Source organism: Comamonas sp. 23 (assembly GCF_049601575.1).
Taxonomy (GTDB): Bacteria; Pseudomonadota; Gammaproteobacteria; order Burkholderiales; family Burkholderiaceae_C; genus Comamonas; species Comamonas squillarum.
This window is the reverse complement of the sequence record NZ_CP187127.1, coordinates 3338598-3363299: the sequence shown is the minus strand read 5'-3', so window position 1 is coordinate 3363299 and position 24702 is coordinate 3338598. Positions and strand designations below refer to the sequence as shown.

25 protein-coding genes are annotated in these 24702 nt (G+C 63.6%); 8 read left to right on the top strand and 17 right to left on the bottom strand.

Annotation, left to right across the window (positions count from 1 at the left end):
* Window positions 1-87: 87 nt before the first annotated feature.
* Window positions 88-1794, top strand: coding sequence for a hypothetical protein (locus ACPEE1_RS15295; protein ID WP_423933661.1), 1707 nt, complete (start codon window positions 88-90; stop codon window positions 1792-1794).
* 266 nt (window positions 1795-2060) lie between these two features.
* Here the strand turns inward: ACPEE1_RS15295 and ACPEE1_RS15290 are convergent, their stop codons facing one another.
* Both ACPEE1_RS15290 and ACPEE1_RS15285 read right to left on the bottom strand, forming a co-directional pair.
* Window positions 2061-2381: a hypothetical protein gene (locus ACPEE1_RS15290; protein ID WP_116925164.1), complete on the bottom strand. Its 321-nt coding sequence runs from the start codon at window positions 2379-2381 to the stop codon at window positions 2061-2063.
* 213 nt (window positions 2382-2594) lie between these two features.
* Window positions 2595-3512 carry a LysR family transcriptional regulator gene (locus ACPEE1_RS15285; protein ID WP_116925165.1) on the bottom strand — a complete coding sequence of 306 codons (918 nt, stop codon included), beginning with the start codon at window positions 3510-3512 and terminating at the stop codon, window positions 2595-2597.
* Window positions 3513-3604: 92 nt separating this feature from the next.
* Between ACPEE1_RS15285 and ACPEE1_RS15280 the strand changes: the two genes are divergently transcribed.
* The 5 genes from ACPEE1_RS15280 to ACPEE1_RS15260 all read left to right on the top strand — a co-directional run bounded on the left by ACPEE1_RS15280 (window position 3605) and on the right by ACPEE1_RS15260 (window position 8608).
* Complete coding sequence (locus tag ACPEE1_RS15280) at window positions 3605-4576, top strand: Bug family tripartite tricarboxylate transporter substrate binding protein (RefSeq protein ID WP_260719280.1); 972 nt, start codon at window positions 3605-3607, stop codon at window positions 4574-4576.
* Window positions 4569-5465: an amidohydrolase family protein gene (locus ACPEE1_RS15275; protein ID WP_182345419.1), complete on the top strand. Its 897-nt coding sequence runs from the start codon at window positions 4569-4571 to the stop codon at window positions 5463-5465. The genes ACPEE1_RS15280 and ACPEE1_RS15275 overlap by 8 nt, the downstream gene beginning before the upstream one ends.
* A 17-nt stretch (window positions 5466-5482) precedes the next feature.
* The gene (locus tag ACPEE1_RS15270; RefSeq protein WP_182345420.1) at window positions 5483-6451 is read left to right on the top strand and encodes a hydroxyacid dehydrogenase; all 969 of its coding nucleotides are present in this window, start codon (window positions 5483-5485) and stop codon (window positions 6449-6451) included.
* A gap of 54 nt (window positions 6452-6505) precedes the next feature.
* Entirely contained in the window at window positions 6506-7216 is a 711-nt protein-coding gene (locus tag ACPEE1_RS15265) for an RraA family protein (RefSeq protein WP_182345421.1), read from the top strand.
* Window positions 7217-7330: 114 nt separating this feature from the next.
* Complete coding sequence (locus tag ACPEE1_RS15260) at window positions 7331-8608, top strand: CitMHS family transporter (RefSeq protein ID WP_182345422.1); 1278 nt, start codon at window positions 7331-7333, stop codon at window positions 8606-8608.
* A 199-nt stretch (window positions 8609-8807) separates the two neighbouring features.
* Here ACPEE1_RS15260 and ACPEE1_RS15255 read toward each other — a convergent pair whose 3' ends face one another.
* Window positions 8808-9275 carry a DUF1348 family protein gene (locus ACPEE1_RS15255; RefSeq protein WP_116925171.1) on the bottom strand — a complete coding sequence of 156 codons (468 nt, stop codon included), beginning with the start codon at window positions 9273-9275 and terminating at the stop codon, window positions 8808-8810.
* 87 nt (window positions 9276-9362) lie between these two features.
* Here ACPEE1_RS15255 and ACPEE1_RS15250 point away from each other — a divergent pair, with 87 nt between their 5' ends.
* The gene (locus tag ACPEE1_RS15250) at window positions 9363-9932 is read left to right on the top strand and encodes a TetR/AcrR family transcriptional regulator (RefSeq protein ID WP_116925278.1); all 570 of its coding nucleotides are present in this window, start codon (window positions 9363-9365) and stop codon (window positions 9930-9932) included.
* 105 nt (window positions 9933-10037) lie between these two features.
* Here ACPEE1_RS15250 and ACPEE1_RS15245 read toward each other — a convergent pair whose 3' ends face one another.
* The 6 genes from ACPEE1_RS15245 to ACPEE1_RS15220 all read right to left on the bottom strand — a co-directional run bounded on the left by ACPEE1_RS15245 (window position 10038) and on the right by ACPEE1_RS15220 (window position 18298).
* Complete coding sequence (locus ACPEE1_RS15245; protein ID WP_423933653.1) at window positions 10038-11858, bottom strand: ATP-binding protein; 1821 nt, start codon at window positions 11856-11858, stop codon at window positions 10038-10040.
* A gap of 23 nt (window positions 11859-11881) precedes the next feature.
* Window positions 11882-12574, bottom strand: a complete 693-nt coding sequence (locus ACPEE1_RS15240; RefSeq protein ID WP_423933651.1) for a response regulator transcription factor — start codon at window positions 12572-12574, stop codon at window positions 11882-11884.
* Between the two features lie 453 nt (window positions 12575-13027).
* Window positions 13028-13774 (bottom strand): sulfite exporter TauE/SafE family protein, encoded by a 747-nt coding sequence (locus ACPEE1_RS15235; RefSeq protein WP_182345426.1) that lies wholly within the window; start codon window positions 13772-13774, stop codon window positions 13028-13030.
* 323 nt (window positions 13775-14097) lie between these two features.
* Complete coding sequence (locus ACPEE1_RS15230) at window positions 14098-16545, bottom strand: TonB-dependent siderophore receptor (protein ID WP_423933648.1); 2448 nt, start codon at window positions 16543-16545, stop codon at window positions 14098-14100.
* A 185-nt stretch (window positions 16546-16730) separates the two neighbouring features.
* Window positions 16731-17735 carry a FecR family protein gene (locus ACPEE1_RS15225; protein ID WP_116925175.1) on the bottom strand — a complete coding sequence of 335 codons (1005 nt, stop codon included), beginning with the start codon at window positions 17733-17735 and terminating at the stop codon, window positions 16731-16733.
* Window positions 17732-18298, bottom strand: coding sequence for a sigma-70 family RNA polymerase sigma factor (locus ACPEE1_RS15220; RefSeq protein WP_198424355.1), 567 nt, complete (start codon window positions 18296-18298; stop codon window positions 17732-17734). The genes ACPEE1_RS15225 and ACPEE1_RS15220 overlap by 4 nt, the downstream gene beginning before the upstream one ends.
* A gap of 453 nt (window positions 18299-18751) precedes the next feature.
* Between ACPEE1_RS15220 and ACPEE1_RS15215 the strand changes: the two genes are divergently transcribed.
* Complete coding sequence (locus ACPEE1_RS15215; RefSeq protein ID WP_423933644.1) at window positions 18752-19261, top strand: hypothetical protein; 510 nt, start codon at window positions 18752-18754, stop codon at window positions 19259-19261.
* A 204-nt stretch (window positions 19262-19465) separates the two neighbouring features.
* Here ACPEE1_RS15215 and infA read toward each other — a convergent pair whose 3' ends face one another.
* From infA to ACPEE1_RS15175, 8 genes are all read right to left on the bottom strand, one after another.
* On the bottom strand, window positions 19466-19732 hold the full coding sequence (gene infA / locus ACPEE1_RS15210; RefSeq protein ID WP_116925178.1) for a translation initiation factor IF-1: 267 nt from the start codon (window positions 19730-19732) through the stop codon (window positions 19466-19468).
* Between the two features lie 28 nt (window positions 19733-19760).
* A complete protein-coding gene (locus tag ACPEE1_RS15205; protein WP_116925179.1) occupies window positions 19761-19985 on the bottom strand; it encodes a hypothetical protein in 225 nt (74 codons plus the stop codon).
* Between the two features lie 316 nt (window positions 19986-20301).
* Complete coding sequence (locus ACPEE1_RS15200) at window positions 20302-20724, bottom strand: hypothetical protein (protein ID WP_232539603.1); 423 nt, start codon at window positions 20722-20724, stop codon at window positions 20302-20304.
* Window positions 20725-21285: 561 nt separating this feature from the next.
* Complete coding sequence (locus tag ACPEE1_RS15195; protein ID WP_158400602.1) at window positions 21286-21459, bottom strand: hypothetical protein; 174 nt, start codon at window positions 21457-21459, stop codon at window positions 21286-21288.
* 229 nt (window positions 21460-21688) lie between these two features.
* The gene (locus ACPEE1_RS15190) at window positions 21689-22345 is read right to left on the bottom strand and encodes a glycosyltransferase (RefSeq protein WP_182345432.1); all 657 of its coding nucleotides are present in this window, start codon (window positions 22343-22345) and stop codon (window positions 21689-21691) included.
* 7 nt (window positions 22346-22352) lie between these two features.
* On the bottom strand, window positions 22353-22931 hold the full coding sequence (locus ACPEE1_RS15185) for a class I SAM-dependent methyltransferase (protein WP_423933639.1): 579 nt from the start codon (window positions 22929-22931) through the stop codon (window positions 22353-22355).
* Window positions 22928-23686, bottom strand: a complete 759-nt coding sequence (locus ACPEE1_RS15180) for a PIG-L deacetylase family protein (protein WP_116925182.1) — start codon at window positions 23684-23686, stop codon at window positions 22928-22930. The genes ACPEE1_RS15185 and ACPEE1_RS15180 overlap by 4 nt, the downstream gene beginning before the upstream one ends.
* Window positions 23674-24699, bottom strand: coding sequence for an acyl-CoA dehydrogenase (locus ACPEE1_RS15175; protein WP_182345435.1), 1026 nt, complete (start codon window positions 24697-24699; stop codon window positions 23674-23676). The genes ACPEE1_RS15180 and ACPEE1_RS15175 overlap by 13 nt, the downstream gene beginning before the upstream one ends.
* Window positions 24700-24702 lie beyond the last annotated feature (3 nt).

Sequence of the window (24702 nt, the reverse complement as noted above, 5' to 3'; positions counted from 1 at the left end):
CGGGTTGCGGATAAATAAAGGATGGCGGTAGATAGCCAGCGATTAACGACGCATCCCCTATACTTGCTGCGCACCATAGGAGATAAAGTGAAAAGCACCCAATGCATAAAAGTGATTCGTTCGGCTATGTTGGTTTCTTTGGCTGCTTTATCAGGAGCCGCGAGTTGGGCAGCGCGCGATTTCACGCCACAAGCTGGCACCTGGGTCATCAATCAAGAAGTGGACGGCAAGCCTGGACGTGGCCTGGCGATTGATGTACAGGGAAATACGTTTTTTATGCAGGTATTTGGCTATGAGAAGAATGGGGATGCCACCTTCTACACTGCCACCGGTCATATGGATGGCACGGCTGTCACCGCCCCGCTGATGCGCTATCAAGGTGGCCGTAGCTTTGGCAGCGAGGCACGGGATGCGAAAGAGGACGCCAATCTGGGTAATGTGACGGTGAGCTTTACCAGCGGCTTGAAAGGAACGGTGCAGTTTCCTGGCGAGCCTGCAGCCGAGATAAGGCGATTCCTGGTCGACACCGCGATGGAAGGCGTGACGAATCCCGTCATGCAAAACGGCACGCGTCTCATGACCATGCTGGTGTTGAATGCACAGCGAGAAGTGGCCTTTCAATGGATGGCGGAACTTTCGCGGTCTCGCGACAACAGAACCGAGCTCACCATGCATCAGCACGGGTACAACCCCAGAGGGTATGGCGGAACTATTTTTCAAAAGCTGGTCTGTGAACCAGATGGATTGAGAAGCCGCTTTACATGCCTTCCCTCAGGCTCTGAACCTGTTCTGGGATTTGATGGGAAACCCGCAGAAGGCCCCAACATCGCCAGATTGAACTTTGAATTGGCTGGCTATGATTTGTCAGGCTTCGTGGATTTGGCAGGTGCTGGCGAAAGCCAGCCGGTCACTACGCTGCAGCTGACGGGCTTCGACCAGTTCTCCAGCATCAAGGGCTCCACTCGGGTAGTCGATGGCAAATTGATAACACCCTATACACAGCAAAACTATTATCCAGACGGAAATGAATTTGGGCCAGGCGCTTGTTCCTTGCAGTGCTCGGCTCGTGAAAATTTCAATACCTTGATGCCTATCAATGGAACCTGGGTGGTAGAGGACGAATTAACTGGAAAGCCAGGCAGGGGTTTAGCCCTGGATATTCAAGGCAGCACTGCGATCTTGCAGATTTTCAACTACCGTCCCGACGGACAGCCCAGCTTTCATATGGGCAGTGCCGATTATGTGAGCAAAGGGGTCGATACCTTGGCTACGGTAGCGACCATCCCGATGGATGAGTATGCAAATGGTCGCAGCATCGGGGGCGTACAGCAGCCTGCACAATGGCGTAGCCATGCAGGCGATGCGCTTTTGGAATTTGCATACCAAAAGTTCAACGCCCAGCCTCAAGAAGAATGGCAGTACTGGACTTCGGGCCTTGTACAACTGCCCGGCGAGCAGCCTGTTCGCATCAGGCGCCTGCAGTTGGAACGGGCAGAAACCTGGCCCGAAGAATTCTTGGGGCAATGGTTCCTGCCAGCGCTCCAGACAAGCTTCACCCTCAGCAAGATAGAAGGCAATGCAGCCGTTTCGGAAGACGGGCTAGCCAGTTGCCGCCCACCCGTGACGGGAAGCGCCGATAACCAAGTCAGTTGCATAGTTCGGCTTGGTGATGGTGCTTCCTGGAACCGGGACTCTCCCAAGCCATTGATGAACCGAGGTGGCGCCATGATCCGCTTACGTGACCGCCACGGCAACGGCGTGGGCTTGGGGCAGTTGGACTGGGCGAAAGATTAACGCTGCAGTCTGTGCAGAGCCATCCAGGCCATAGCTCTGCCGAACCTCGCGATGGTCCCGCGTCGGTGTCTGTCTACGAGGTTTGGTTGTGAAGAAGTCCCTGGTAGTCAAGCCGGCTGTAGTCGACCATTGCCAGAAAAAATCTTCAAATGTGGGGAAGGTATCGATCAGTCCGCCACCGAACCAGAAAACCTGGCCTGGTTCGCCTGCATGGGGCCGTGTCATGAGCATGATATCGATGTCGTCGGAGGAAACCGCCACTGCCATCAATTCTGACCGGTCGCATCCGCACAAGTCGGGCAGCCGCTCCAGCGAATCGCTAAGTTCCTTCGCACGATCAGCGCGTGGCCCCGCCAAGAGATCGTCGATACCGAATAGGTCAATCTGGTAATGAAACGCTCGGCATGCAGCAAAAAGCTTCTGTACCCCGAGTCCAGGCTTTCGCCAAGGCACATTTCAAGTGCATCCAATGCTTGCTCGCTGGCGGCGACTTCGGGAAGGATGTGCTGCCATAAGCCGAGGGCATCCACCTCTGCGACCTTTTGCTTCACCAGTGCGGCGATGACAAGCGCTCTTTTCCAGTCCATTTTCTATCTTTTCTGGGGAAATGATGGGGGGCTATAGGGGGGGAAATTCTGCCTGTAAGGGATGAATAGGCGTTGTTGGCTGATAGATTGCATGCGCCAGCCCTCAGCGTCAATGCCGCATTCGAGTTTTTGGACTACGGATGCATGTTGGTGTCTGCGCCCGAGGCCGGGTGGCGTTCTTGCACAAGTGCGGGGTGCGCTCTGCTGTGGCTTTCAATCCCCAGCTCCCACAAACAAACTCCTTCCCCGCTCCCGCAGCAGATTCAGCAAGCGGCGGGCCGCAGGCGATAGGTAGCCGGAGCGGCGGTAGGTCACGCCAAGCTTGCGGTGCAGCTGCAATTCCTTGAGCGGTACTTCGCGCAGCGCCTGGTGGCCACGCGCTTCTGCCAAGGTGTGGCGAGACAGAAAGCTCAGCAGCTCGTTGTGGGCAATCAGGCGGGGCAGCAGGGGGATGGAGTTGGCGTTGATCTGCACCTGCGGGGTAGAGAGGCCCCGGGCGCGGAAGGCGGCATCCAGCCATTGCCGGCTGGGGATACTCTCGAGCGGAAGCACCCATTTCCAGCGTAGCAGCGACTCGACAGTGATCTGCGGCAGCGAAAACACGGGGTGCCGGCGGCTGGTGGCGACCACGACGACGTCGTCGACGATGGCATGCGATACCAGCTCCTCATCGTCGTCCGGCATCAGGCCGATCAGCAGATCGAGCGAGCCTTCCTTCAAGCGCTCTCGGAGCATTAGGCTGGGCCCGGTGGTGATGTCGATCGTGGTCTCGGGCGCCTCGGCCAGCAGCAGGTTGCAGATTTCGGGCAGGACATAGTCGGCGGCGATGGGGCCGCTGCCAATGCGCACATGGCCGGCTTGCCCCCGCGAGAAGTCGTTGACCTCGCGCAGCACTTCCTCGGTCGTGCCCCGCAGCAGCCGGGCCCGGGCCAGCAGCACCTCGCCCACGGCGGTGAGCTGGATGCCCCGGCCCTTGCGCTCAAACAGCTCGCACGCAAAAGCTTCCTCCAGCCGCTGGATGGCCTTGCTCAGGGCCGGCTGCGTGCGGCCCAGCTTGTCGGCAGCCAGGCCGACATGGCCGGCATCTGCCACCGCTTCGAAGTATTTGAGGTCCCGGAAATTGATGTCCATCGATAACTTTTAGGAATTATTTTATGAAAATTATCCAATGGACGGAATGATTTGTCGACTGGAGAATGCCATCCCATAACAGGAGACAAGACATGCGCAATATGACGAAAAAGGTTGCAGTGGCAGCGCTGGCCTTCGCCTGCTCGGCGGCCTTTGCAAGCGCCTGGCCAACCCGCGCCATCACCCTGGTGGTGCCCTTTGCCCCGGGCGGCAACATCGATTTCACGGCACGGGCCATTTCGGACCTGATTGGCAAGTCGCTGGGCCAGCCGGTCATCGTCGAGAACCGGCCCGGCGCTGGCGGCGTGATCGGCGCGGCCTATGTGGCCCGCGCCAAGCCCGATGGCTATACCTTGCTGCTGGGCAACTCCGGCCCCAACGCGGTGGCCAATGCGGTCAGCAAAAAGGTGCCTTACGACGGCGTCAAGAGCTTCACGGTCATTGGTGGCATCACCACCAATCCGGCGGTGCTGACGATCTCCACCCATATCCCCGCCAGCAACTTTGCGCAGTTCAATGCCTATGCCAGGGGCCGCGCGGGCGGCGCCAGCGTGGGTACCGCTGGCAACGGCTCCTTCACCCATCTGGCGATCGAGCTGGTGCGGGCCGCCACGGCCACGCCCATTACCGTCATTCCCTACAAAGGCACAGGCCCTGCGGCGGCCGACCTGATGGGCCATACCCTGGATGCGATGGTGGACCAGATCACCACGGCCGCGCCGCTGATCCGGGATGGCCGAGTCAAGGCCATCGCCCAGCTGGGCCCTGTGCGCTCGCCGTTGATGCCCGATGTGCCCACCTTGGCGGAGCAGGGGTTCCCGGCGGTGGATGCCACGCTCTACACCGGCTTGTTTGCGCCTGCCGGTCTGCCTCCTGCCATCCTCGACAAACTCTCCAGCGCGCTGACCGCTGCCCTGAAGGACCCCAAGGTTCAGCAGCGCTACCGGGAGATGGGTGCCGAGCCCACGGCGCTGACGCGTGTGGAGTTTGAAGCCTATGTGGCAGCGGAAGCCAAGCGTTGGGCCAATGCGGCCCAGACCAGCAAGGTGTCGATCGATGACTGATGCGGTAGCCACCGGCAAGCATGCGTCGCCTGCGCTGCCTTCGCCGCTGCCGGTTCTGTCAGGCCAGCAATGGGCGGGCGCCTGCGACTGCCATATTCATATCAACGATCCCCGCTACCCCTATGCGGCTGGGGCCGACCTCCATCCGCCCGCAGCCACTGTGGCCGATTACCGGCAGCTGCAGGCGCGGCTGGGCACCCGCAGGGTGGTGGTAGTGCAGCCCTCCAGCTACGGAACGGACAACCGCTGCACCTTGGATGCGGTGGCCGAGCTGGGCTTGGACGTTGCCCGCGCCGTCGTCGTGGTGGATGCCAGCACGAGCGCGGACGATGTGGCCGCGATGCACCAGCGCGGCGCCCGTGGCGTGCGCTTCAACCTGCTGCGGCCGTCGCCTGTGGCTGCTGGCCAGATGCATGCGGTGGCCCGGCTGATTGCACCCTGGGGCTGGCATCTGCAGCTACATGCCAGTGCTGATCAGATTGCTGCGCTGGCGCCCGCGATACGTGATTTGCCAGTGCCGGTGGTGTTTGACCACCTCGCCCGTTTGCCGGGCCATGGCGGCAGCACGCATCCCGCATTTGACGTGGTGGCCCAGCTGCTGCAGCAGCAGCGCGCCTGGCTCAAGCTGTCCGGCGCAGAGCTGGATGGCGCGGCCGAGGCGCCGGGCTACGCCTCCGCTGCCCGTGTCGCCCAGCGCTTTATTGCGCTGTCTCCTGACCGCCTGGTCTGGGGCAGCAACTGGCCGCACCCCGCTATCCACAAGACCGGAGATGCGGCCCCCGATGACGCAGCGCTGCTGCGTTGGCTGTCTGCCTGTGTACCCGATAGCGCTGTGCAACGGCAGATCCTGCTGGACAACGCCTGCAACTTGTACGGCTTCAGCGTTTGATTTTTTGACTCTCACCTATGACTTTCTGCATCTTTGTTACCGCACCCCGTCTGGCCCCAAGCGGGGTTGACCTGCTGGCCCAGGCCAATGCCCGTGTCATCTATCTGCAGGATGGCAACAGCGCCGAGGAGGTGGAGCACATCATGGCGACCGAACCGGTCGATGCCGTCATCTCGCGCACCGTCGCGCTGTCGGCCAAGGCCATTGCCTCCTGCCCCACGCTCAAGGTCATCTCCAAGCATGGCGTGGGCGTCAGCAATATCGATGTCGAGGCGGCCACGGCGCGCGGCATTCCTGTGTATGTGACGCCAGGCGCCAATGCCCAGTCCGTGGCCGAGATGACCTTGGGCCTGATGTTTGCCGCAGCCCGCCGTATTGCCTGGATGGACAGCGAACTGCATGCCGGCCGCTGGTCGCGCGTGCAGGATGGCATCGAGCTGCAGGGCCGCACCTTGGCGTTGGTCGGGTTCGGGCAGATCGGGCAGCGGGTGGCAGCGGCTGCGCTGGCCATCGGCATGCAGGTGGTTGCGTTTGACCCGGCTCTGGCGCAGAGCTCCAACCCCGCCGTTCGTCTGCTGGGCTCTTTCGAGGAGCTGCTGGGCCATGCCGATGTGCTGAGCCTGCATGTACCCCTGAACAAGCACACCCGCGGCATGCTGGGTGCCGAACAGATCGCCAAACTGCCACGCGGCGCGATCGTGGTGAACACCGCGCGCGGCGAGGTGATCGACGAGGCTGCGCTGATCGATGCCTTGAAGACCGGGCAGCTCTATGCCGCCGGCCTGGACACCATGCACGAGGAGCCACTGCCTGCCGGCCACCCGCTGACCCGCCTGCCCAATGTGGTGCTGACCCCGCATGTGGGCGGCTCCACGCCCGCCGCCTTGGCCGGCATGGCCTCGGGCGCCGCGCGCAATGTGCTGGGCTGGCTGCAGGGGCAGCCGGCCGATGCGGCCGCCTGCGTGAACGGGCAAGTACTGGCTTGATGCCCGCCCAACGACCTTCGATACCTTTTCCCTCTTTATCCGAGAAAGCGCCGCATGAGTTCTGACACCACTACTACCGCATCGCTCCAATGGCCTGCGGGCTACCGCATCAACCCCCGTGTGGACGGGCCAGCCGCTGACGTTGTAGCCGCGTTTCGCGAGATTCCGGTGGCCGCGATTGGCGATGCGATGAGCCGCAATATCGGCACCATCGGCCTGCGCCAGTACCATGCGCGGCTGGACACCGTCCTGTGCGGCCCTGCGGTGACGGTGCGCGTGCGCCCGGGCGACAACCTGATGATCCACAAGGCGCTGATGATGGTGCAGCCCGGCGATGTGCTGGTGATCGATGGCGGCGGCGATGTGGCCCAAGCCCTGGTCGGCGGCCTGATCCGTACCACCTGCGTAGCTAAAAAACTGGGCGGCCTGGTCATCGACGGCGCTGTGCGGGACCTCTGCGAATGGGCCGAGGAGGGCATGCCGCTGTTTGCCAAGGGCCATACGCACCGGGGCCCGAGCAAGGACGGCCCGGGCGAGATCAACATCCCCATATCCTGCGCCGGCATGGCCGTGCTGCCGGGTGACCTGATCGTTGGGGATGCCGATGGCGTGATCGCGATCCCGGCCGCCGAGGCAGCGCGGGTGCTGGAGCTGGGCCGTGCGCACCTGGTCAAGGAAGCCAAGATCCGCGCCGACAATGAGGCCGGTCGTTCGGACCCCGAGCGCTTTGACGCCACCTTGCGCGCCAAGGGTCTGCCGGTCTGATCGCCAGCCGCCTCAGCGGCCATACCAAGAAGGTCAGCAGGACCCCTCGCTGACCCCTTTACCAAGACACATCTCCCTTCGGGCCAGCGCCCGTGGGGGTGGAGGAACACGTCCATGCTCGTCGCATTGAGCTTTGCCATGTTTGCCTGTTTCATCTACCTGCTGATCAGCGGGCGGATGTCGGCCGTGGCCACCCTGATTCTGGTCCCGACCATTTTTGCGCTGATTGGAGGCTTTGGACCAGAGATGGGCGCCATGGTCATCAAGGGCGTTCGCACCATTGCACCGACCGGCGTTTTGCTGATCTTCGCGATGGCCTATTTCATGCTGATGACCGACACCGGTCTGTTCGATCCGATCATCCGCCGCATCGTCGGCGCGGTCGGCGGTGATCCCGTCAAGATCCTTATCGGCACCGTGGCGCTGGGCTACCTGGTCGCGCTCGATGGCGATGGCGCCACGGTCTACATGATTGTGCTGTCGGCCTTCTTGCCGATCTACAAACGCCTGGGCCTGTCCTTGCCGCTGGTGGCGGTGCTGCTGCTGCAGTGCACTGGCATTGGCAACCTGCTGCCCTGGGGCGGCCCAACGGCTCGGGCCGCCGCTTCGATGAAGGTCGAGATGTCGGAGGTGTTCACGCCGCTGTTCGCGCCACTGCTGGCCTGCGTGGTCTGGGCCTTCTTTATGGCCTGGCTGTTTGGCAAGCGTGAGCGCAGCCGCCTGGGCATCGTCCAGCTCGACACGGCGCAGATGCTCGAGCAGCACCCGCCTGCTGGCTGGAAGCTGTACTTCAACTGGGCGCTGACCATTGGCCTGATGGTTGGCCTGGTGATGGAAGTGCTGCCTCTGGCCTATTTATTCATGCTGGCCACCGCTATTGCCTTTGTCGTGAACTTCCCCAAGCACCAGGACCAGCAAAAGCGCATGGCCGAACATGCGCCCGCCATCCTGTCCGTAGCGATGATGCTGTTTGCTGCCAGCGTCTTTATCGGCATCCTGAACGAAACCGGCATGGCCTCGGCACTGGCCAAGACCATCGTCGCGATGGTTCCCGAGGCGCTGGGCCCTTATATGGCCGTGGTCACCGCCTTGGTCAGCATCCCGATGACCTGGGTCGTCTCCAACGATGTGTTCTATTTCGGCATGCTGCCCATCCTGGCGGAGGCCGCCGCCCATTACGGCGTGACGGGCGCCGAGATGGCCCGCGCTTCGCTCATCGGCCAGCCCGTGCACATTCTGAGCCCGCTGGTCGCCTCCACCTATTTGCTGGTCAGCATGCTGGATCTCAACTACGGCGCCGTGCAAAAGCAAGCGATCAAGTGGGCCGTGGGGTCAAGCATGGTGATGCTGCTGGCATCGCTGGCGCTGGGTGTGGTGCCTTTAGTGAAGTAAGCGCCTGATGCCCATCACCGCAGCGGCGGTGATGGGCGCCCCAGCGGTGGATCACGGTCGCTGCTTTCAACCCAGTCGCACCAGATTTTTGAGCAGGACCAAGCGGGAGATGCCCAGGTGCCGAGCTGCCTCAGACTGGTCCGCGGGGGAGCGGGAAAATTTGCCATTGAGATGGTAGAACCGCTCGCTAGCCTGTTTATTAAAGCCCCAACTCTGACAGTCCAGGATGGTCATCCGGCCGGCGGCCAAGGGGCCAGTGGAACTTGCGCTCGGACTCTTTGATCGGCATGTCGTTGATGCAGGCGTAGCGGCGTCGCATCAGGCCGTCGGCTTCGAACTCCCAGTTCTCGTTACCGTACGAGCGGAACCAATGGCCTGCGTCGTCATGCCACTCATACGCATACCGAACCGCGATCCGGTTGCCTTCATGCAACCACAGCTCTTTGATGAGCCGGTAGTCCAGCTCCTTGTTCCACTTTCTCTCCAGGAAGGCCTGGGCCTCCGCTCTGCTGTGCGCGAATTCGGCGCGGTTGCGCCACTGTGTATCCAGCGTATAAGCCATAGCCACTGTAGCGGCATCTCGGGTGTTCCAGCCGTCTTCAGCCATACGCACCTTTTGGATGGCGGCTTCGCGGGTAAAGGGGGGCAGGGGTGGGCGCATTTCCATGGGTTACCTCTTTCAAAACGTATGTAGGACGATCTGTCTACATGTGTCATGCTAGCGCATGTGGAACGATCTGTCTACAATGCCCACATGCCTTCTGCAAAATCCTCCTCAGACACCCTCGCTCCTAGGGAGCGCATTCTTGTGGCCGCGCACGCGCTTTTCTACCAGGATGGCATCCGAGCCACCGGCGTAGACAAAATCATTGACCAGGCCAGCGTCAGCAAAGTCACGTTCTACCGCCAATACCCGAGCAAAGACGAGTTGATCCGGGCCTATCTTGACTATCGACATGGCATCTGGATGTCCTGGTTCGAGATGAGTTTGACGCAAGCCCTCCATGCAGGAGCGGCTGCCACGCTAGCACTCAGCACCACGTTGCGGACTTGGTTCAGCCGTGCTGATTTTCGGGGCTGTGCATTTCTCAACGCAGCGGCTGAGTTAGGCTCTTCTAACCCGGAAATTTTGAAAGTGGTGCGCCAACACAAGCAGGAAATGGCAGCGGTGCTCGACAGCCTGTTGGCCAGCGATGGCAGGCCTGTGGGCCATGCGCTGTCGTTGGTGATTGATGGCGCGATCGTCCATGCCCAAATGGGCCAAGTTTTGGATGACGTAATGGACGCCTTCAACGTAACGGCTGCGGCGATGCTTCAGCGCTAAGCTGCGAGCACGCAGCTCGCGCATGCAGCTCGTGCAATCTTGCAGGAGGAATGGGGATGGTTGCCTCGAATGAAGCGTACTCTCAACAAAGGTGCTTGGCGGACATCAGGCCTCAGGTGTTTCAGCACCCTCTGCGTCCGTGGGCAGCGGTACCCGCAGCAGCACCGTTGTGAGCCCGCCTTGCGACCCTACCGACAACTGCGCCCCCAGCCGCTGGGCCCGGGCTTGCATGCTGCGCAGGCCGGTGCCGTGCGTGGGGGTGTTGGCTGCTTTGGGCGCAGGCAGGCCCACGCCGTTGTCTTGCACCTGCAGCAGCAGTTGCTCGGCCTCGCGGGCCAGCACCACATCCACGCGCTTGGCGTGGCTGTGCTTGAAGGCATTGGTCAAGGCTTCTTGCAAAATGCGCAGGACATCCAGGCTGGCGCTGGTGGGCAGGTGCAGCTGGTCGATATGGCTCAGCTGCCAGTGCACCTCCATGTCATGCACTTCGAACAGCTGGCTCATGCGGTAGCGCATGGGGGCGAGCAGCTCTGCGAGCGACAGCTCGCCATAGTGCTGGGCGGAGGCCAGGTCGATGATCAGCCGCAGGTCATCGCGCATGCCGCGCAGCATGCCCAGCACCTGGTCGGGTGGCAGCGAGCCGCGTGTGCGCTCCAAGGTGGTGATACTGCCGATCAGCATGCCGCCCAGGCCGTCGTGCAGGTCATGCGCAATGTTGACCCGCTCGCCCAGGCGGGCCTGCAGCAGCTCCAGCTCATGGCGGCCAGCCAGCGATTCGGTCAGCTCGGCGCGGGCTTCGGCCACATGGTGCTGCATCTCGTCGTTGAAGCTCTCGATGCGCCGCGTGTTCTGCACAAAGGTCCAGGCCAGGGTCAGCGCAATGCCTACGGTGGCCAGTGGCTCGGTGTAGGTGGCCAGGTAGAAGTTGTCGTCCACGATGCGGGTGAAGACCAGCAGGTCATGCGCCATCGCCAGGGCGCTGGCCAGTGCCGTGAGCGACAGCAGGCGCTGCGCCTGGTTGCCGTTGCGCCAGGCCAGGCCGACAAACACGCCAGCGGTGGTGAACAGCAGGGCCGACGAGGCCCAGGCCATCACATTGCGCATGTCTCTGAGCTGCGCATCAGGCACCAGCAAGGTAATGGCCGCCAGCGCGGCAATGATGAGCCACATGGCGGCCTCGCGCCTGGGCCAGCGGCGGCCCATGAAGCGCAGCACAAACATGGCATTGCAGCCGTGGTAGAGCACATAGGCGATAGAGACCACCGCCGCATAGGTGTTGATGTGGTGGAACGGCCAGGGCGTCACGCTGACAAAGTTGACGGTAAAGCCCACCCAGGCCGCCTGGCGCGCGGCATACCAGCCGTAGGCGGCCTCTTGGCGGCGCATCAGCCACAGCACCAGAAAGAAGCAGCCCAGGGTTGCGCCCACGCCCAGGTGGAGCCAGTTGAGGTTGTGCCGCACCAGGTAGCTGTCCTGCTGCGCCGTGCGAAGCAGCTCGGGTGCACCAATCTCAACCGGGCCCAGCGCAGGCTGGTAGGCGTAGTAGCCGCTCACGCGGATCAGCAGCTCGTTGCTGCCGCTGTGCAGCAGCGGCGCGGGCAGCACCAGGTAGCGCGGCGTATTCCAGGCACGTGTCATCGGCTCGGTCAGATGCGGGTCGCGCTGCAGCTCCACGCCGTTGACCGAGATGACCCCGGCTTGCATCAGGTAGTGGATGTAGAGGCCCTGGGTCTGCGGCTCGCCGCTGATGTCCCAGCGCAGCCGGTACCAGACAACGCCGCTATAGCCGGGCCACTGCTGGTTCCAGTCGTTGGGCACCTTCACCGGCACCCAGCCGGTAGTCGGCGGCTGCTGGGCATCCCAGTCCGAGCGCGCCGCCTCGGCCGTGCCAGGCCAGGGCTGGCCTTGCGCCTGCGCGGGCGGCACCTGGCACAGGGCCGCCAGGCAGATCAGCGCAACAAGCCATGCTCGCGTGCACGCCGCAAGGCCTGCGTGCGCGAGCTCACGGCCAATTTGTCGTAGATATGCCGGATATGGGTGTCGATGGTCCATCGGGATAGGTGCAGGCATTCGGCGATTTCGCGGTTGCTCATGCCGGCGGCGACATGGTCGAGGATCTCGCGCTCGCGCTCGGTGAGCGCTTCGCGCAGCGCCGGGTCCGGCGGCTGCGACGGGGTGGGAGGGCGCCCGGCCGGGCGCCCCACCAGGTCCAGAATACGCCGGGCGATGAAGGGGTCGATGGGCGCGCCGCCTTTGAGCACATTGCGCACCGACAGCGCAATCTCCAGGTCGTCGCGCTCCTTGAGCACATAGCCATTGGCGCCGGCGCGCAGCGCGCCCAGAATCATCTCCTCGGTGCTCCAGGCCGACACCACCAGAATCGGCAGCACCGGGTTGCGCGCGCGCAGCCAGTCAATCAAGTCAATGCCATTGCCATCGGGCAGGCCCAGATCGATCAGCCCCATCACCATGGGCTGCAGGCCACCCTCGGGCGCGGTCACCAATTGCTGGCACTCGGCCAGCGAGCCGGCCTCGCACAGCTGATCGGCTGCGACGCCTACCGAGCCCAGCACGGCGCCCAGCCGGGCGAGCATGTCGGGGTCGTCATCAACCAGCAGTACGGGGAGTTGCGCAATAGCCATCGCTACATTTTGACGCAAAGACGGAGATCTTCCATCACGCATTTACGGTAAATGCGGCTGTTATGGCCCCTGGAGCGCTAATGGCCGGACAAGGCGTTGAGCGTGGATGGCACCTGCTGGGCACTGCGCCAGGTGAGCCGCCACAGTACGGCAGAGGCCAGCAGCATAAAGCCAGCCACGGAGCGGTGCCCAGGCACCACCACCTTGCCGCACAGCGGCGTGGCGGCCAAGAGATGCTGCGCTGGAACGCGCCCGCTGCGCGCCCAGCAGCGGACTGATGAGCGCCAGCTGCGCGACGCCTGCGCACAGCACCAGCGTGTCGCTGGTGACCGCGCCGATCAGCGCCATGGCCACAGGTTGCGGACGGTAGCAAGGCATTTTTGCTATCCAGGTGATCGGCTGCTGTGGTGGGGCGGGCGTGGGGGATCGGTGTTTTGCGTGGTCTGCGCGTCTTTAAATAAAGGGCCGAGAGGCAAGCTCGAGTCCCAACACAAGCAGCAACAGCAGAAAGCACAGCCGAAAGCGCTGGGGGCTGATGCGCGCCCGGAGCGAAGCGCCAAGCCCCATGCCCAGCAATGCAGGGATGACGCTGAGCGACGACAGACCCAGCTGGTTCAGGCGTAACGCGTCGTTGGCCAGCAAACCTGCGGCAAGGGCCAGGGTCGAGATGCTGAAGGACAGCCCCAGCGCCTGCACCAGCTCATCCTTGTGCAAGCCAAGAGCGCCAAGGTAGGGAACGGCCGGCATGACAAAGACGCCGGTGGCGCCCGTGACCATGCCGGTAACCAGCCCCACCAATGGTGAAAGCCATGTCTCCAGCGCACGCTGGATGGTGAGCGCGGGCGCCAACAAGGCATAGACCGCATACGCGATCAAGGCCGATCCCAGGGCGAAGCCGGACCAGCGAGGGTCAACTTGCACCAGGAGCGCGGACCCGCCCACCGTCCCAATCACCATGGCCGCCAGCATGGGCCACAGGCGCTGCACCAGCGCTGCCACCGCGCTGCCAGAGAACAGTTGCCAAATATTGGTGACTAAGGACGGCACCACCAACAGGGATGCCGCCATGGCCGGCGGCATCACCATGCCCAGCAGCCCCATCGCCACCGTCGGCAGCCCCATCCCGGTCACCCCCTTCACCAAGCCGGCAAAAAGAAAGGTGGCTGTCAGCAAGCCATAAAAGAACATTGAATCATGCATGGGAAACCTCCAGATGGCCCCCATTGAACGGGTTTGGCGGTCCAAGCACAATTCGGAATTTATGGCTGATGCTTCGGTTATTCCTAAGGATCTATGGAGAGAGACTTGAAAATGGCCGGAACAGTTGGAAATGCCGTATATGCCTATGGCTGCTGTCTGGCAGGCGGTAGCCGGGCTGGCGTTGGCCGTTGGGCCCCCGCGGCCCGCTGGACGTGGCAGCGTCCAGTTTGTTTTACTGTGCAGACCATGCCGACCCGGCCGCTCCAGGTGTGCAGCCAGGCCATGCGTTGGCGAAACTCGCCTGCCATCTGCGCAGGCGGGCTTTAGAACGAGCCGCGCAAGGTCAACATCGCGTTGCGCGGCTCGCCATAGTGGCTGCTGTTGACCAGGCTGCCGATGGACGAGTAGTAGCGCTTGTTGAAGATGTTGTTGAAGTTCAGGCTCAGCTGCCAATGCGGGTCGATCTGGTAGCGGACATAGCTGCTCCAGACGGCGCGGCCCGGGGCATGGAGGTTGATCGCACCGATCTTGCGGTAAGAGGCCGTTTGGGTGTTGACGCCGCCACCGATGGTGAGGGCGTTCCAGTCGCCGGGCAGGCGGTAGGTGGTCCACAGGCGCAGCAGGTGCTTGGGCGTGTAGCTGTTGAAGTCCAGGCCTTCGTTGTTGATATCGCGCTTGTAGGTGTTGCGGTTGAAGGTATAGCCGGCAAACAGGTTCCAGCCCCGGCTCAGCTCGCCGCTGATCTCGGCATCAAAGCCCTGGCTGCGCACGCGCCCGTCGTCGGTGTAGCAGTAGTAGCCATCGCGGCAGTCCGGGCCGGAGGCGACGTCTTCGGTGGCGCGGTTCTTCTGGTCGACGCGGTAGAGCGCAAACGATGTGTTGGCGCGGCCGCCCAGGATTTCACCCTTGAGGCCGAGCTCATAGGTTGCACCCTGGATGGGTTTCAAGTTCTGGCCCGCCGCGTTGAGCGACCACTGCGGGTTGAAGATATCGGCATAGCTGGCGTAGGCCGACCATTGCGGGTTGAGGGCATAGATTAGCCCGGCAAAGGGCATGAAGCGGGTGTTGTCCTGGTGCGTGGATGAGGCGACGACGGTGCCGGTCGTCGTCGTGATCGTGTCGAAATCGGTCTTGTAGCTGCCCAGGCGCCCACCCAACACCAGCTTGAGCGGATCGCTCAGCTGCAGGCGCAGCGCGCCATAGGCGCCGGCCTGGCGCGTCTTGCCCAAGGTGCGCTCGGTGTTGGCATAGCGAATGGCCTCGTCGCTGGGCTCGGTGCGGAACGGGTCCGGGTCAAACACATTGATCGGCACCGCCGGGCTCATCGAGCTGTAGTCGCTGGTGACCTTGCCCTGGCTGTAGCTCGTGCCCAGAACCAGCTGGTGCTCGCGCCCCAAGGCGCTGAAGTCGCCCACCAGGCTCGCATCCAGGCCCGAGGCGCTCTGGTCGGCTTGCGTCAGGTTGCTGACGGTGGCGCCCAGGCCGGTGGCGGCGGCCACGGCGCGCTGGGAAGAGGCGTACTTCATGTCCAGCGCTTCCTTGACGTGCAGGGCCGAGACCTTGGCGCGCCAGCGGCTGTTGAAGGTATGGGAGAGGTCGGCGTACAGCGTCTGGGTATGGTTGTTCTGGCGGTTCCAGATGGCGCCCAGGTAGGTGGAGCGGGGCAGCGCGATGTCGCGGCCATCGCTGTAGTGCGGCAGGCCCGAGATAAAGGGCCGGCCCTTGAAGGACTCGTAGCTTGCGCCCACGCTGACCTGGGTCTGGGGCGAGATGTCGTACTCCAGGGTGCCGTACAGGGTGCCATTGCGCTGGTTGGCATAGTCGATGAAGGAGTGCTGGTCGTCCACATCGATGACGGCGCGGCCGCGCAGGCTGCCTTCGGCGTTCAACGCGCCGCTGCCATCGATTTGCGCGCCATAGCGGTCCCAGGAGCCGGCCTTGGCGGTGACGGTGACGCCGCCTTCCTTGAGCGGGCGCTTGCGCGCCAGGTTGACGGCGCCGCTCGGGTCGCCGCCGCCTTGCAGCAGGCCGGCCGAGCCGCGCAGCACTTCGGCCCGGTCATAGATGGCCGTGCCGCCCTGGTAGTTGCTGGCGCGGCCATAGAGGCGCTGCACATTGACCCCGTCATACTGGATGGTGGCGATGCTGAAGCCGCGCGAGTAGATGTACTTGCCGCCTTGCGGGCTTTGCAGCAAGGTGATGCCAGTGGTGCTGCCCAGCGCATCGTAGACCGAGGTCGCGTTTTGCTCATCCATCAGCTGGCGGGTGACCACGCTGATCGACTGGGGGATGTCCTTGAGCGCCTGCTCACCCTTGCCGATGGTGACGGCACGCGGCGTGTAGGCGCCGGTCTGCTCGGTGGTCGCACTGCGGATGGCCGGCGCGGTCACGCGGATCTCGTTGAGCGTCAGGCCAGCGGCGGCGGCATCGCTGCTGACGGTCGTGGCGCCGGCTCCGGCTCCCGTATGGGGCGCGGCGCGCAATGCCCAGGTGCCGCCGTCGATCTTGACCAGCTCCAGCCCGCTGCCGGCCAGCGCGGCGCGCGCTGCGTCCTCCGGGGCATAGCTGCCGCGCAGGGCCGGCGCCGTGCGGCCTTGCACCAGGCTGGCATCCATGCTGATTTGCTGGCCGCTTTGCGAGGCAATGCGGGCCAGCGTGCTGCCCAGCGGCTGGGCAGGCAGGTCATAGCTTTGGACGGCGGCCGGGTGGCTGGTTTGGGCCTGGGCAGGCAAGCTGCAGGCGATGGCGGCGGCCAGTGCGAGTGCGCCCATATGCGCAGTGGGCAGGGCGGGCGAGCGGCAAAGTGGCATAGATTCCTTGGAGATGCAGAGGGAAAAATCGAGGCTTCCAAGGTATGTAGAGCGAGCACAAAAAAGTGTTCATTTATTTTTGGGGGGCGAGGCCGATGCGCTGCAGCCCCATCCCGAACAGACCTGTCCGGACAGGGCTGTGCGCCTCAGGCCGCCTCGATCACGACCAGCCAGCCGCGCTGGTAGACGCGCACCGTGATGGGCAGGGTCGCCGCCAGCGCATCCAAGGCGCGGTCGCTGTCATCGAGCGCATAGTTGCCATAGACCCGCAGCGCCGCAGCCTGGGCGCTGATGCGGACAAAACCCCGGCGGTAGGCCCGCAGCGCCTGCACCACCTCGCCCAGCGGCTGGTGGTGCACTTCGAGCATGCCGCGCTGCCAGGCAGCCGCTGCCTGCGGGCTGGTGTCGTCGCCAGCGATCGACAGCGTATCAAAGCGCGCGCTTCGGCCTTCTTCCAGCACCTGGCTGGCACCGGCTGCAGTCGTCAGGCGCGTGGCGTGCTCGAGCATGCTGACGCGGGTAGCGGCCTCATCCAGCCGTACGGCAAAGCGGGTACCCAGCGCCTGGATGCGGCCGTGCGGGCTCAGCACCTCCAACGGCGCCAGGCCGTTGCTGGCGGGCTGGGCCTGCAACAGCAGCGCGCCCTGGCGCAGCTTGACCCGGCGGCGGTCCGCGCCAAAGTCCAGGTCCACGGCCGAGCGCGCATCCAACAGCAGCTCGCTGCCATCGGGCAGGGTGAACGCATGGCGCTCGCCGGTGCCGGTGCGCAGGTCGGCGGTGATCTGGCGCAGCGGCATCTGGCGGTTGGCCAGCAGCAGCGCCCCGGTGGACACGCCGGCAACGGCCAACGCACCGCTGAGCAAACGCCGCCGGCTGCTGCCCCGGCGCTGGGCATGCGCGAGGGCCTGGCCCATCACATCTCCGATCGGGGTGGCGGCTTGGGGCGCGGCCACGGCGCGGGCAGCGCCAAACTGCGCATGCAGGCTGCCGCTCAGCCGCTGCCAGACCACCTGGTGCTGGGGTTGGGCGGCGAGCCAGGCACGGTGGCGGGCCTGGTCGGCCTCGGTCATCTCGCCCGAGTGGAACTGCACGAGCCATTCCACGGCCGCTTCGCTGACCGGGTCGAGCGCGGATTCGGGGCCTGCCGTCATCCAGCGCTCAGGCGGGTCGCCATCGCAGGTGCTGCATTGCGCACTGGTGCGGTAATGCCGGCATCCTGCCTGGCCAGGGCCAGCGCAATGCGGCGAAAGCCCTCTGCCATATGGCGGCGCACGGTGCTGTGCGAGATGCCCAGGCGCGTTGCGATGGCCTCATAGCCCAGACCATCGAGCTGGCTGAGCACAAAGGCCTGCTGGGCCGGCAGCGGCAGGCCGTCGAGCGCATGGGCCACATGGGCCAGCGTCTCTTGCAGCACCGCCAGCTCTTCGGGCGAGGGCATCAGCGGCTCGGGCTGGGCGCCCAGCGCTTCGAGGTAGCTGCGCTCCAAGTCGCGGCGGCGCCAGTGGTTGATCAGCAGCCGCTTGGCAATGGTCGTCAAAAACGCCCGGGGCTCACGGATGGCCTCGGGCGGCGTGGCACTGGTGAGCACGCAGACAAAGGTGTCGGCCGCCATGTCCTGCGCATCGGCGGCATTGCCGAGCCGGTGCTGCAGGCGCTGCTGCAGCCATTGGTGGTGGCCGGTGTAGAGAAGCTGGATGTCGAGAATGGCAGACATGGGAGGCGGTGCCAAACAGGCGGCAAGCGGATGCATTTGAGAATTATTCGCATTTTAAGTCGGTTTCCTGGGCCTGTCGGCAATACCCTCGTGCCGCGGGATGGATGCCGATGGGCATGCGGCGCAAGGCGTCGTTTGCGGTCAGCTGCGAGCTCGTGGCAACGACGACGACGCAGCGAATCGCCCGAGCCCGCATGCAGGCAAATCAGAGGCGTTGGCCGAGGGCCCTTCGCTCTGGCGTTGGGGTTTGTGTTGTGCCGCGGGCCAAATGCGGGCCGCGCTGCTTCGCCGAGCACGGTTCGCATGGCTATCGATGGCAGTCGGCGCCATGGATGAGGTGCCTGGCCAATTGGTAAACGCGGGAAGCGCCTACTTGAAGGACATCTACTTGCTCTCGCTCCATCGCCCTGGCGATGGGGTAGCCTGACTCACAGCTTCAGGTAAAGGAACAAGATGAGCTATGGGCAAATACTGTTGTTTTTCTTCATGTGTTGGCTGTCGTACTTTGCGTACTGGCTTTTGTCGAGGGGGCCGCCGAATGCGCCTGGGCGTCTCAGCCGCCCTGTTGAGAGCTCGGTCCGATTGGAAGACCTGATATCAAAAAAGCACTGGGCCAGAGGGGAGACGGTCAAAATTGCCGACGATGGCAGCTATACGGCAAACATCTCACGAGTCGCAGGCAATACCTTTGGTGAAAACGCCAACCGGGAGTGCATCGCGTTTCTTGTTCCAGAAGACGGCAAGGCGAGTTCCGACAAGGCCGTGTCAGTGGTGGTGGATGGGCTGCGCATCGGTCAGCTGTCCGCGAGAGACCTGATGCCCTTTAAAGTCATGTTGCATGGCGCGGGATTGCATGCCCAAGTCACATCCTGCGATGCATATATCGGCGGTGGCGGAACGGCGGCGGACGGGAAAAAGCGGCACTACGCGATTTGCCTGGATGTGGATTGGTTCGAAGCCTAGCGCCTTGAAGGCGGGCCACCGGGGTTCGCGGGCCTGTCACCGAGCCTGATGACTGAAGCGCGCCATGGCGCTGGCTTGCTCGGTGGTGCATGTCATGGCCCACAGCGGCGAGATTGCAGCCCGGGGCCTGCAGTGGACGAAAAAAACCGCCCGGAGGCGGTTATAGATCGGCAGAGCCAAGCTCCTTAAAGGTTGCTTGTCTGTCTATCGCTTGCGGAACTGCTTGGAGCCGGTGGCGGCTCCTGTGCGAGGCGCAAGATGCCGGAACGTAATTCGACCCTTCGACAGATCGTAAGGGGACATTTCGATAGTCACATTGTCCCCTGCAATGATCTTGATACGGTGCTTTCTCATCTTGCCACCGGTATATGCAATGAGGGAGTGTCCATTGTCCAGGTTCACGCGATACCTGGCATCTGGAAGAATTTCTTCGATCTTCCCCTGCATTTCGATAAGGTCTTCTTTGCTCAACGGATGTCCTTGGTGATGGCCTGCGGCCTTATTTCATGAGGGCAAGCTGCATGCCCTCTTGCTTGGCGTGATCGACCGCCTCCTGCGCTGTCTCGAACAGCTTGGAGAAGGTGTACACGGTGTCTTGCGCTACTGAGCCCTGGCCGGACTTCAATGAGACTGCGGATTGGAACTTTCCGTCTGGCTGCTCGCACACGCCTGGCGAGATGAAGTAACGGGAAATTTTGTTAGTGTCTTTAAAAAAATGAAACATGGGTGCGCGCTCCACACGTTGACACGGTGGAGCATGAAGCGCCAGAAATAAATGCGAAAGAGGGAAAAGCCGACCCTAGGAATTTATTGTGGCTTGGAGGGCTTGCCTAGGATGGTGTGCACAGCGCCTTGAGCACTTTGCACTTTGACGAATCAAGGGGCAAGCATGCCCTGATCGGATATTTCAGGATAGCACAAAGCTGACTTCCGTGCGCGAGAAGTCCAATTGCAGGAAGAATCCAGGTCAGGGCCCAGGGTGGGCACCGGCTCCCAAAAAGGCAACCCATCCTGTGGCAGCGACGGTACACCCCAGAGCGCTACGGCGCAGCGATGGCTGCGGGTAATGCGAAATCAGGATGGTCGTACAGCCGTTGGCAAGCCCGCTTGATCTGGTAGGCGGCCATTTCGCTGCGCGTGTCTTGCGCTTTTCGGGCTGAACACTGGGCTCCGGAGCGGAAGTCTGTGCCGCCGTTTCTTGACCCTTGTCCTACCGCCTCCATCCCTGCGGGGTAGCTTGCCAAGCAGCCTTGCGATACCGCCTTGGCAGCAGCGTCGCTTCCCACTTGTTCCGCATGGTCGAGGATGCAGGTTGCGTAGTTGCCCGCCCGTATCGGTAGGGGCCACAGCAGGGCCAGTGCTGCCAACGGTGACGACAGCGCAATCCACCAAGAAAAAAACCGCGCAACGGCGGTCAGGTCTTTGGACTGCAGCGTCCCCCGGTTATAGAAATTTGAAGGCATGCACCGCCGCGATCTGCTGGTCCTGGCCGGGGCGATCTTTGTCTGCAGGGGGTTTCTTGTCTTGCTCCTGCGGCGCTGGCACCCCCGCGCTGTGCAGCATCAGTTTGGACGTATCCCAAAACGACGCAGGGGGATAGGCTGAGAATTTGAACATGTAGACCTCCGGTCTATTGCGGCAGATCAAGATGGATTGCCTCGACCCACAGTACTCCTTTTAATGACCTTAAACCGGCCCACACAATGTCTTACGTTGGCACTTTGGGTAGGCACTGCCTGCGCCGCTTGCCGCGCCGTTGGCACATGCCAGAGACGCCATCGCTGGGCGCAGAGCATGCTGGGATGTCGCATTGCCATGCGGGTACCGGGCGCTTTTGCGACCAAAGGAGCCGGAACCCAGACGCAATTCCAGGCAAACAGCCCGCCAGTGGGCGGGCTGTGGTGCCGGTAGCCAGGCCTGGGTGATACCGCAGGCAGGTGCAAGAAAGCCGATGCTCGCTAAAAGCCGTTCATGCAAGCTTGAACCGGATGGAGGAGATGCACGAACTCGGCGTGAAACAGAGACTAGGTGGCGAGCTGCTTGGCGTTTTGCAATGCAGCGAGGCGGCGGTACTTTTCGAAGGTCTTGCTGATATCAGTGGACACCGCTGGAACATAGCGGTTTTGCTTCTCACCACGCTGCGCGACTAAGGGTCGGGTTGGCATGGTCAGCATCGGAAATGATGGCTGGTGTTGCATGACGAACTCCTTTCTTCGATAGCTCCATGATCGCCGCGAAGGGCTGCTTCGCGGTGTAGGCGCTGTCTGAGGAATGTCAACAGATTTGAGCTGACTGGCTGTAGTGTTTTTGCCCGTGGCCTGCTGCCGCAGCGATGGCGTTGGGCAGATTGCTGCAGCGCCTGGCGGCACATCAGGCCTTGAGGGCAGTTTTGGTGCTGCGTGCAGGGCTGCCTTAGCGCAGCCCGTGCTAGGTCGCCAGCCGAATGGCCCCCGCAAAGCCATGCTCGACGCGCGAAAAAGGCCGGCCGCTGGTGAGCACCCGCGGCAAGGCGCTCCAGGCGATCTGGGCGCCCAGGGCGGCAAGGCGGTCCACCAACGCCTGGTCTTCGCCGCACTCCATCGCGTCAAACCCGCCCGCCTGTTGGTAGCAATGGGCAGACAGGCCCAGGTTGGCGCCATGCACATGGCGGTGGCCGTCGCGGTCCTGGTAGCTCGATTCAAAGCGCAGACGCGCGGCCTGTGCATCCAGGCCGTGCGCCTGCCAGCTGTCGACCCCCACCGTGCCGCAGACCACATCGGCCCCCAGCGACAGCTGCACCGCCAGCCAATCGGGTGCCACGCGGGTATCGGCATCGGTAAATGCCAGCCAGCGCGCCTGGTGCTGCAGCAGATGGCGCGCACCTGCGGCCCGCGCGCGGCCCACATTGCGGGCACTGACGTGCAGGGTCACAAAAGGCCATTGCTGTGCGATGGCAGCGCTGCCATCGCTGCAGCTGTCGAGCACGACGACAACCTTGACGTCTTCGCCCTCCAGGTCGGGGTGCAGGCTGGCGCGGGCGACGCTCTCGAGGCAGGCCGCGATAAGTTCCTCTTCGTCATGGGCGGGTATGCAGATACCAATCATCGGGTGCTCACAGTCTTTCCCAAACCTCTAGCAAGAAATCAGTCTCGCGGTGCTCCACCACAGTCTTGAGCGCTGCGCTGGCCCCCACCTGCGCATGGATGGTATCGGCGGCTTGCAGCAGGTCGGGCGCCTGGTGGCGCCAGTGGCACATCAGCCAATGACCACCCGGCGCGAGGCACGACAGGCAGCGCTCGATGAACAACGCCAGATCGGCATCACACAGGTAGTAGGCGAGCTCGGAAACCACCAAGAGATCAAAGCCGCCGGGTGGAACCTGGGGCCACTGCTGCGGCAGTTGCAGCTTTTGCAGGTGCAGCTGGTGCCGGTCCTCGCGCTGGATGCGGGCGTTGCACAGCAGCACCGCCGATTCGGCACAGTCGGCGGCGATCAGTTGGTCACAGCGCTCGAGCAGCGCCACCGTGGTTTCGCCATTGCCGCAGCCGGGCTCAAACGCGTAGCGGTAGTGCTCGCGCGGCAGCGATGCCAGCAGCAGCTGGCGTTTGCGCCGCTCGTACCAGGCGGTCTTGACGGCCCAGGGGTCCGGGGAGCGTTGGTAGAGCTGTTCAAAGTGTTGGCGCTGGTTCATCGCAAGATCACCTCGAAGTTGCGCAAGAGGCGCGCCGTGGCCCAACGGGGCAGGATTGGGGGTCTGCCCGTGGACGGGTCAGGCAGCAACTGGCTGCGAAAGCAGGACAGCGCCAGGCATTTGCGGTCCAGCTGCTCGGCGCTCAGCGGCATGCGCACGGCCTGCTGCCAAGGCACGCGCTGGTCTCCGGGGCTGGCCCAATGCCAGGTCCAGATTGGCACCTCAAACAAGCGGCTGCCCACATCGGCTGTGGCTGCTGCGCAGGCCTCGCCGGTGGCCTCGTGGTCCGGGTGGCCGTCATAGCGCCACGGGCAGAAGACGGCGTCCGTTGCGCGCAGCAGTTGCTGCAGGCGCGACTCGAGCTGGGGCTGGTGGTCCTGTACCTGCCCATCAGGGATGCGCAGGTGGATGATCTGGCTGCCCGGGCAGAGCAGGGCCAGCGCCTGGGCGCTTTCGCGCTCGCGGGCTTGGGCCAGTTGGTCCGGCGTCCACAGGCGCGAGCCCGGGTGGCTGGCTTCGCCCGAGGTGACGGCGATCACCGTGCAGGGCAGCGCGTTGGCCTCGCAGTACTGCATGATGGCGGCAGTGGCAAGAATCTCATCGTCGGGATGGGGTGAGACAATCACCACCCGCTGGCAGCCCTGCAGCAGCGCATCGGCAGGCGTGGTGTTCAAGGGGGCCTGGGCCAGCCAGGACTGCCATTGCAATTCGGGGGTGCCTTCTCCCTCGATATGGCGGGACATCAGAGCTTCCATGGTGCGTTATTCTCCTGTTGTGTGATGGCCTGCCCGAGAGCGGCGAGATCGCGCTCCGCATGGCTTTGGCGGATAAAAATTGGCAGATCCGCCAGCAGCAAGGCGAGCGACCTGTCTTTGCAAAAAGGGCCCGGGCCCAGCGCGCGCGGCACATGCTGCAGCACTTGCTGGGCTGTGGCCTCGGCGGCCAGGCGGGTGCGGTTCACTTCCCGGGTCCAGGGCTGGTCAGGCTGGGCATCGATATGGGCTGCCGTGGCGCGCAGCAGCGCGGCTGTGGCCGAGAGCGCCACATCCACCGCGCCCAGGTGGGCCAAGGCATGGGGCTCTGCATGGCTGCGGCAGGTGCGCAGCAACTGGCCCGCGATGCGGGCGCTGGCGCCATACCAGCACGCTGCAATGCCGGCGCCCCCATGCTGAAAGCCCGGGCGGCTGAGGTAGGCACCGGGCTGGCCCACCAGGGTGCCAGTGGCGTTGCGCAGCTGCACATCCACACTCGCGCTGTCGGCCATGCCCACGGCCTGCCAGCCATCGCTGCTGACCTGCACTGCGGGCTGGAGCAGGTTGACGGCGACCAGACAGCGCTCGGTATCGGAGAGCCAGGCGGTCACCAGCGCATGGTCCACGGATTGCGCGCCCGAGCACCAGGCCTTGGTGCCGGTCAGCAGCACCTTGCTGCCGGGGGCTAGGCCATCGCTGGCGCTGAGCGCTACGGCCTGCACCCGGTTGCCCGGCGGCTCCGCGCCCCAGACGGCCCAGGTCCGCGCCGCTGCCGGCGCCTGCGCGCCCAGTTCAGCCAGAGTGGCCAGCGCATCGGTATGGCCCTCAAACAACTTGACCAGGCTCAGGTTGCTGGCTGCCACAGCCGCCAGCGCCCGCCAGCGCGCCAGGGTCTGGCCCTGTCCGGGCAGAGGCAACCGGTCAAGGCGCTGCGCCACCAAGGTGCGCAGCATCTCTGCGGGCTCCTGCGGCTCGGAGGCGGTCAGAAAATCTTCAAGTTCGGTAGAGGCATTCATCGT